Origin of the sequence: Amphibacillus sp. MSJ-3 (genome assembly GCF_018919165.1) — a bacterium.
GTDB lineage: Bacteria > Bacillota > Bacilli > Bacillales > Amphibacillaceae > Amphibacillus.
The window spans coordinates 1-9,706 of record NZ_JAHLQM010000049.1; the positions used below are offsets into that span (position 1 = coordinate 1).

General features: G+C 32.9%; 6 protein-coding genes and 2 pseudogenes. All 8 read right to left on the bottom strand.

Going from position 1 to position 9,706, the window contains the following annotated elements; translation table 11 throughout:
* Positions 1–428: 428 nt before the first annotated feature.
* Positions 429–704, bottom strand: coding sequence for a hypothetical protein (locus KQI76_RS11855; RefSeq protein ID WP_253288917.1), 276 nt, complete (start codon positions 702–704; stop codon positions 429–431).
* A gap of 27 nt (positions 705–731) precedes the next feature.
* Positions 732–2,381 (bottom strand): annotated as a pseudogene (gene pbp4b, locus KQI76_RS11065) (penicillin binding protein PBP4B); the annotation flags it as partial.
* 865 nt (positions 2,382–3,246) lie between these two features.
* A complete protein-coding gene (locus KQI76_RS11070; protein ID WP_216400362.1) occupies positions 3,247–4,473 on the bottom strand; it encodes a Fic family protein in 1,227 nt (408 codons plus the stop codon).
* A 985-nt stretch (positions 4,474–5,458) separates the two neighbouring features.
* Positions 5,459–5,716 carry a helix-turn-helix transcriptional regulator gene (locus KQI76_RS11075; protein ID WP_216400363.1) on the bottom strand — a complete coding sequence of 86 codons (258 nt, stop codon included), beginning with the start codon at positions 5,714–5,716 and terminating at the stop codon, positions 5,459–5,461.
* 443 nt (positions 5,717–6,159) lie between these two features.
* On the bottom strand, positions 6,160–6,624 hold the full coding sequence (locus tag KQI76_RS11080) for a hypothetical protein (protein WP_216400364.1): 465 nt from the start codon (positions 6,622–6,624) through the stop codon (positions 6,160–6,162).
* 405 nt (positions 6,625–7,029) lie between these two features.
* Positions 7,030–7,137 (bottom strand): annotated as a pseudogene (locus KQI76_RS11860) (AAA family ATPase); the annotation flags it as partial.
* A gap of 658 nt (positions 7,138–7,795) precedes the next feature.
* A complete protein-coding gene (rsmA, locus tag KQI76_RS11085; RefSeq protein ID WP_216400365.1) occupies positions 7,796–8,671 on the bottom strand; it encodes a 16S rRNA (adenine(1518)-N(6)/adenine(1519)-N(6))-dimethyltransferase RsmA in 876 nt (291 codons plus the stop codon).
* A complete protein-coding gene (gene rnmV / locus KQI76_RS11090) occupies positions 8,637–9,224 on the bottom strand; it encodes a ribonuclease M5 (RefSeq protein WP_216400366.1) in 588 nt (195 codons plus the stop codon). Before rnmV ends, rsmA begins: the two co-directional genes overlap by 35 nt.
* Positions 9,225–9,706 lie beyond the last annotated feature (482 nt).

A 9,706-nucleotide genomic window follows, 5' to 3' on the forward strand; every position in this document is an offset into this window, starting at 1 on the left:
ACTATGACTTCTGCTGACTCCTGGTGGTTCAGTTACTTATCGCTAAGTAGGTTATGAAGGGTACTTCACGTATCCACCAGGCCTCCCTGGGTAAGAATGTAATCTTTCCTTCCATCTATTCGCTTCATTTACTCTGTATCATCTTTGGCAGAAAGGATTTTGTTCTGTTTAGCAAACTCATCCAATGATACCTAGCCTTATATGAAGTTCGTGTTCCTCGAACCGGAAGTTTGCCGCTCGCTTCCTTCAGATTCCGCGTCACCACGGATACCCTTGCGTTAGGCTAACCACTACTTCTGCCTTCATGGCTCGGGACTCTCACCCTAGAGATTACATCCATGCCAGGCACACTAAAAAAGACACTAGAAGAGTTAACTTCTAGTGCCCAAATTATACGACATACAAAACATCAATATTGATTAACAAGTTTATTCTTCAACAACTTTTCTTATTTCTTCTAAATCATGTTCTTTTAAATATTCATTAATTAATTCTGAATTCTCCCCTCGCTCCTCTAATACATCTATTAATGCATTATATGACAATAAACTTGGCTTATTATCCCATTGATCTGGGAGTTCATTTATCTGTCTTTCCTTCTCTTCAACTAATTCAATTAAAAGACTATTATTTTTCTCAATTGATTGATTATCTTCAAACGCACTATATACTAAAGAGCTTATTAAACCATAGTTGCTAGTCAAATACTTATTCCCCAACATAGTGTTCGGGTCATTTTCTTTATCTAAGACTGGAGAGTTTTTGGCAGACGTCAATAAGACAATTACTAAATTGTTGGTTGGATCTATAACTGTTAGGGTTCCAGTCCACCCAGTATGACCATATGCACCTTTATCAGCTAATGATGAAAATGCCCAATTATAATTTTTTTACGCTCCCTGTCTTCTCCAACCAAGTCCAAAAGTATCATCAATGGGACTAGGCTTTGTAAATTCATCAATTGTTTTTTGATCAAAAAACTTATTATCCTCATACCCGCCACCATTTAACATTACCTGTGCTAAAATAGCTAAATCCTCTGAGTTTGAAAATAATCCTGCATGTCCTGAGACCCCATCCATAGCATAAAAGGCCTTTTCATCATGAACTTCCCCTTGAATAATTTCCGTTCTTATATGATCAAAGTCTACAACACCATCACGCGTATTTCCTTTTAACTCTGTTGCAACAATCTGATCCTTTTCAAAACCGTTTTCCAACGGGTTAAAAGTTATCTGGGTTAATTTTAAGGGGTCAAAGAAATATTGTTTAACATATTCATCTAATGATTTACCTGAGACTTCTTCAACAATTAATCCTAATAACATATAATCAACATCTGAATATATAGTCTCTGTTCCTGGTTCATATACTAGGGGTGTTTGAAGGATCATCTCCTTGGTTGTTTCTTTATCTTGAGCAAATAAAGCATTACTTCCATCCTCTGCTACTGCTATTTCATCAAAATTATTATTGTGATATTGTGGATCAGCTGGGAAACCGGCTTGATGCATTAACAAATCACGAATTTTGATCTTATCTTTTCCTACTATATCCGCAGATTCATCATCTTTAAATTCAGGAAAGTAATTAGAAACCGGGTCATCTATTAACAAATCTCCATTAGAAACCAGTTGCTGTATTGCATAATTGGTGGCATACATTTTAGTATTACTGGCCAGATCAAATAAAGAGTCATTTGTAACTTTAACCTTGTCATTTTCTTTTAACGGTGTACCATCAGACTCATAATTATTGACATATCCATAACTAGAGTTTTTGGCTATTTTCCCATCTTTTATTATAGTTAACTGAGCTGAAGTAAAACCATTTTCAACTTCCGCTTCAATTATGGAGTCAATTAAACTAAATGTATCATTTGTTGCATATAAATCTTTTCCATCAACAACTTTAGGATAAGCTATTTGTACATTTACACTACTATCTTCACCTTGTATATTCGAGACTTGGATCGTATTTTTCCCATTAATAGTGTAAGGAGAAATATCAACTTTATGGATTTTCCCATCTTGCCATGAGTCTTCTTCTATTTCCAATCGATAACCATTAATATATAAATCAAAATGATCCACATTTATTGGGGTAACTAATATTTCACCTTGATCTTCAAAGTGAATAAAATTAGTTAATAATGATGGGAGTATACGGCTATTATAGTTATCATCAGATGTATCAACAGGAAATGTCATATCAAATTGTGGGTCAGCTAAGTAATCATCTACTATTTCTATATTCTTAGGCTGTATTATTTCATTTTCCATAAGTGATGGATCCTCCTGAATACCTTGTTGCTGGTCACTACATCCTAATAATACAAAAATAACCATTAGTACTGAAATTAACTGATTAAATCTAATCATGAAATACTTCCCTCCTCAAGTTAGTTAATTGGATTGTAAGCGCTTTAATTTCGATAAGCACCTTAATAAATGATACTTTTATTGTATCCATATAAAATTTAGTGTCAATTAACCGCTTACTTAATAAAACTTTGTACCATAATGCGGTATAATAGAGTGTCTTTCACTCATAAATTTGAAATTATATATTTTATCTAATTTAATTGATGTCTAATTGTCGATAACATTGAGTAGCATTATTTTCACATTACTAAACAGATTTAAGAAAAGCCGGGACAAAACCCGGCTAAAAGTAAAATAGGAATTGGGACATAACTCAGTTAAAATCAAGAAGGAATCCATTAAATACTGGATTCCTTTTTGATATCAGGATCATTTAAATAATTCATCACGACTTAAATGATTTAGATGTGTCACTCCGTGATTTACACCCTGGGTGGACGCTTTCCGTGGGTGCAGCCTCGGGCGCACAGGATGTGGGTCAGTTAGACGTTGCCACAGGACGTGGCGGTTTTAGTCTAACATTCCTTATTGCTCCACTGCCGTGTCAAATGATGAAAAAAAACTTTGTGTGCCTACATGCAATTCATCTTTTCTAGTCATAAATTGAAGCATTCCCTAAAGATCGTATTCTGATGATGTGACTGATTCAAAGACACGAACTAACTTATCCTCAATTCCTTTGTAAGCTAATTAAAACGAATCAAATGTATGATGAGTTGTTGAAAAAGAAAGGGTCCCAGTGTATGCATGTTAAATTTGTACATAAGCCCTTTCAGAAAGTGTTATACCTTAGTTTATTTAGCCGGAAATTCCCTCTCTATTAAATTCCTAACAAAATCACCTGCAAAACTGTTGGAAAGACCTAATCAAATGATTCCTCAAAGTAATTCTCAGCTATCGAATAAATAATCGGTCTTTTTCCTTTAGTCGTTAACACGCCCATTTTGATTAAATCATTTAAGGCTATCCGCATGCTTTGTATGGATTTTTTAGCCACGATTGACAACTGTTTTACTGTCAAACCCTTGTCTTCAACGGAAAAGAAATAATTTTGACCTAACACAAACATAATCCCCTGATATACTTCATTATTATCGAATCTACTGTCATTAGATAGTTTTTCTGTAAAACTATCTAATTGCTCTTTTTTAATTTTCATCTCTTCAATCATATTCTTTTGTTCTTGAGAGATAATATCCAGTAAATGATCAATGAAAAAATTTAATTCTCCTCTATTCGCAATACTATTAGTCATTTCGAATGCGTTTAAATATTTATTTCTATACTTATTACAACCTCTAGACAGGGAAATAGCAGTTAAATCACTCAATTCATTCTTTAAATAGATACTGCTAATAAATCTAGATGTTCTGCCATTTCCATCATAGAAAGGGTGGATGTAACCAAAATAATAATGTGCGATCATTATTTTTATAAGTTTAGGGATATTAGATGTTTTTAAAAATTCAATTAAATGACTTAAAGAATCTTTTATATTTTCTTCTGGTGTAATTCCCTTATGAATAACCTTTTCTGATCCACTCTTTTTATATACAAATGTTGTTTCTAATCTGAAAAGTTCTCCATCTGGTTTCTCAAAATCATCTATTTCGTCTTCAACAATGTGATCATAAATCTTTCTAACGTCTTCAGGTGATTCTAATTCTTTGAGTTCACCAGTTAATAATTTATTGTATGAAGTGATCATGCTACTAAATCTATTTTTGTGATTATTTTTATCTAGAAGTCTTGCACTTCTTATGATCTCTTCTTTAGAACTTCTAACTCCCTCCAGCTCATTTGTATGATGCAACTCCTCCATTAAACAATCAAAAATAAAATTCTGTCGAGCAATTGGAGGCAATTGTTGATTAATAGTGTTTAATAATTTATCTTGTTTGTATATATTATTCATCAGCATAATCATATTATTTGTCGGCACATAATATAATGGAAAAGCCTTCGATTGGTTTATTGGCTTAATTGAAAAAGGCAACTTATATGTCGTTTCAAAGTTAAATCGACTTTTAAAATACGATTCAAATTCACTAAAGTTTGTTTCCCTGAATATTTTATATATATACCTCATTTCAATTCCCCCAATGTTATAATTTAACCTAATAATATAACATAGACGTCAAATTAATCAACTAAAGGTTTAGCATTTGCCTCTTTTATTACATATAACAACAAATTCAAATCGTATAATCATCTCAGAAACAAACGTTAATTATCTTTGGGTATTTTTATAATCCAGCCACATTGGCAGCTTCTAAAAGATTTATTTCCTTTAATTTCAGTACTTTTATCTAATCCTCTACCACAACTCTTACACTTTGCATTTTCAAATAACCACTTATTATCTTTCATCTTTACACCTATTTTATAATTTTATATGTCAATCAAAAAAACATTTTCCCAAAGCTTTGAACCATTCTAGTCGCTTTTACTAAAATATATTTTAACTTATTCTCTTTATGCCCATACGGCACTGTTTTTATAAGCAGATTCCTTCTCATATTTCCTATTCTATATTTTGAAAAAGCAAAACACGATCTGATCAGGTACTTGATTTGTACCAATTCAGATCGTATTTTACATTCTTTTATTCAACTGATCGTTAGTACCACAAGCGTATGATCTAAAGGCTCTTGAACCAATCGGCCGTTACTGACAGTTTCACTACAATAAAGAATCATTAGTAATTTTAACCTTCTCACTTTCTTTTAACGGTATACCATCAGACTCATAATTATTAACATATCCATAAGATTGAGTAGCATTATTTTCACATTACTAAACAGATTTAAGAAAAGCCGGGACAAAACCCGGCTAAAAGTAAAATAGGAATTGGGACATAACTCAGTTAAAATCAAGAAGGAATCCATTAAATACTGGATTCCTTTTTGATATCAGGATCATTTAAATAATTCATCACGACTTAAATGATTTAGATGTGTCACTCCGTGATTTACACCCTGGGTGGACGCTTTCCGTGGGTGCAGCCTCGGGCGCACAGGATGTGGGTCAGTTAGACGTTGCCACAGGACGTGGCGGTTTTAGTCTAACATTCCTTATTGCTCCACTGCGTCTGTAGTAGGGAAGCGGACACGAAGGAAATCAATCATCAAAGTAAATCGCTGTTCACATTTACAGTAATAAAAATAATGTAATATCATATGTTTCATTTCTCGACTTGCTTTTTCCTTACCGTTTTCAATCTCATTGGGACTTTGTCTATTGGTATTAAGTTCATTTGCTAGCCTTGATTGTGAATAGCCACAGGATTTTCTCTTTTCTTTCAATTTTTCAATAAGTTCTTTATCATTCATATAGATTCCTCCAATCAAAAAAGGCATATACCCTTGTAAGTATATACCTTGTATATCGTATTTTATTGTAGCTAATATTCCGTTTTAACCTGTCTAATAGAAATTATAGGGTGTGAAGTACTGTAACCTTGCATAACCTTATAAATCGTTGCATATCTGTTTCTTTATATATTTTTCGCCTTTTTCATTTTGCAAGTGTACCCCCCTGTTAGATAACGGGAGCTTTTATATCGGCTCACTAAAGCTCGCCGACCTCCGAAGTGAACCAGATCCTTGCAAGTATGGCGGAAAAATCTGAAGGATTTTCCCGCCACCGTGTCTGGATCACTCCGTCGGTAACTACTTTATGAACCATATACTGTACTAGAGTTAATACTTAAGAAGTTAAAGTAATTCTCATAAAATTTACTATTCATACACTTTTAGTTATATCAAAAACTTATTTATTCTTCAATTAATGCTTTCTTAAAATCTTTATATAATTCAAAACCTATTTGGAAAATTTTATCTAAATCTTCATATGTTCCAAAAATAGGCTTTTTTATTCTGATATTTTTTACGCCCATTCGTTTTGAATATGTTCCCCAAGGACTTCCTAATATAATCTTATTATTCTCCCATACCTCCCATATAAATTCGACCATACCTCCATTTAAATCAAACTTTACTAAAGTTTGATAGTTATCACCAACTTGTTCAGCCTCTGTAAAGAAAAATTTATCTTTAGAATCAAAGCTTACATTGTAACCTAAATCTTCAATACTCTCAATAACTGTTTCTCCATCAATATAGCGCAATCTTTCATTTAGTGGAGTTTTTATTTCATCAAATTCTTTTGATAGTCTTTTATATCGCTCTATAAAATTTATTTTCTCTAATGACTTTTTTATTATTGGGTTAAGCTCCATTATTTCATCTCCTCTAAAATCTTAATTTAACTCCATACTTCTCGGTAATACTTTCAAAATGAAGAAGGACATTGGTTAGCTCCATCTCTGCCATCTTTTTGACCCACGCCAGACAAGTGATTGATCCACTAATGAAAGAAGTGACCCATTATTTATAGATTTATAAACAGCCATTGAAATCTAATAAATTTCAATAACTGTTGTTACCCTATTTTAAATATTTATCGTCCAGGTGTCTATCAATAATTTCAAGTGCCCATCTCACAAGTTCATCGTGGTCTAATTGCTCATCGTTCAGCCGAATACACTTGCGCAATAGATTTCCCTCTATTTCCTACATTACTTCATTGGATAAATAGTTATGAAAGAAGTACCTTGCTATTCGAATCTCCAGTTCTTTCGGAATCATTGGGATACTACCAATCCATGACGTTCTCTCATTGAAACTTTACCGTCAATAAGGATGTTGTACGAATCGTGGACAATTCTATCCAAAATGGCATCTGCTAGTGTGCTATCGGAATTTTTATAATTAAAAAAACGCATTTTGATCCATTTCAAATTCAAAGCAATAGAAACAAATTCATTAAATCATAACCAAAAAGAATCACGAATCAAAGCAGCATAATGGCTACTTTGATTCGTGATGAACAACTAAATATATGTTAGCTAAAATTCCTCACCAACGTTACTTGACGTAGAACCAAAAAAACTCCTATATAATGAATTTGCACATTAAGTGCTCTTTCATTATATAGGAGGTGGTTCAGGTATGTCTTTACTGGATCAATCTTATGTCCGAGCTGGATCAAAAAGATGGCAGAAGTGGTTCAAACTAATGGCTATAATCACATATCTAAGTTTATTGTCGTATCAAAGCTCTATCAATAATAGTAATTTAGTGGTAAAATCTATTGTTTTTCATTTCTTAAATTGTTGATATACCTAGTATTTATGCAGAATTCTTTATTTTAGGATATTATCTTTATTTAAAAAAGAGGTAAATCCAAAGTACACTGTGAACGAGGATTTACCTTATTGTCTGTGAGGTTAAGGAAATTCACAACCCTTAACTCTAAGGCTTCAAAGAATCCAAAACATCACAAAAGTAAGAGTAATTCTATTTATTTACAAAGGCTAGTTTGTCCTAGCCTCTTCTTCTCAGTAAAATTTAATTTTGAACAAGTATATTTGCTAAATTTGCAAATTCCTCAATCGATAATGTTTCTGCTCTACGATCGCCACTTATTTCAGCTTGCTTTAATTTTCCCTCAATCATTTCCTTATCGTATTGATCTTTAAAATAGTGCACTAAATTATTTCTTAATGTTTTCCGTCTTTGAGAAAAACTTGCCCGGACCAAATCAAAGAAGAAGGATTCATCTTTAACATAGACTGGAGGCTCTTTCCGAAAGGTTAAATGCAAAACAGCTGAATCAACATTAGGTTGAGGCATAAACGCTGTTTTCGGCACATTAAGACTAGTAACTGCTTCTGTATAATATTGAACGGCGATCGACAAGGAACCATAATTTTTGTTATTTGGTTGAGCCGCCATTCGTTCAGCAACTTCCTTTTGAATCATAACAGTAATACTATCAAGTGGTAAATCCGCCATTAACAAGTGCATAATGATTGGAGTTGTCACATAGTAGGGTAAATTAGCGACTAGCTTAACTGTCTGTCCCTGTTTAAAATGCTCTTGTATCACTGGATATAAATCTGATTTTAAAACATCTTGAAAGATGACTGAAATATTATCATAATCAGCTAGAGTATCTTGTAGAATTGGTTCAAGACGCTGGTCAATTTCAAATGCAACAACACGATCAGCAGCGATGGCCAGTTGTTCAGTCAAGGCACCCATGCCCGGGCCAATTTCAATTACTCCAATATCCTTTGTCACTCCTGCTATTTTTAAGATGTTTTTTAAGATATTTACGTCTATAAGGAAGTTTTGACCCAAGCTTTTTTTGAATGAAAAACCATATTTAGTCAAGTATTCTTTTGTTTTACTTGGTGTTGCAATTGCCTTTTCTCTGCTCATCTGCTTCCTCCTGGAAAATAACATTCATTTCTGCACTTAATTGATCAGGTGTAATTTGGAACATCTGTAATCTTTTTAATAATTGCTTACCATTAGCATAACCCATTCGCAAACGCTCTGTTAATTTTTTTCGCCGTTCTTTAGCTAAAGCATCACCTATTAAGCCAAGTTCGAGTAAATCATCCCTTGAAATTAAACTTTGCTTGGTATTCTCTAGCTGGTAAACCTGTGCTAAAGCTGTTTTAATTGATTCAGGAGAAGCATGTTCAATGCCAATTCCTTTGTTATGTTTTCCGCGTGCCTCCTCTTTTGTTAAAAAGGCATGTTTACAGTTTGGAACGGCGTTTGTAATTATGTGACGAATTCTTTGACCTGGATAATCTGGATCCGTAAAAATAATAACCCCTCGTTTTTCCTGGGCATGTTTAATTTGATCAAGAGTCGCTTGATTAATCGCTGATCCATTTGTTTCAATTGTATCTACATCAAAAACTTGCTTAAGTTTGGCAGTATCATCTTTTCCTTCAACAACAATAATTTCTTTAATTCGCAAAACTTTAACCCCTATCAATAATTATTTACATCTATCCATTCATTATTACCTTAACAGAATAAGTAGTGTCTCTATTTGAAGTTCACCTTATTATATGCTGGTTTTTTTAATAAAGGCAAGTGCTAGGATCACTTATTCCCCTAGACATTTAAAATTCCTAATTATTAAAAATAGCAAAAGTCAAAGATCAACTTAATCTGATTTTTCTTTAGACAGACTCTACTTACAAAGTCTTTTCTTGCTTGAACATAGAAAACCGGTTGTACAATATATAGCGTTGGTGAGTTAAAAAAACAGAAACCATTGACGCTATATTTTTATTTAAATATTTTATGATTTATCGCAGACCAATCTGTGATGGATGATTAATATTTTTAAATTTAAATATAGAAAACAAGTGAGTTTCCCTGTAGAATTGAAGTCGACTAAAACAATAATCCTGGGAGGGAACTCACTTGTCTACTTGTAATGATATAAGATTT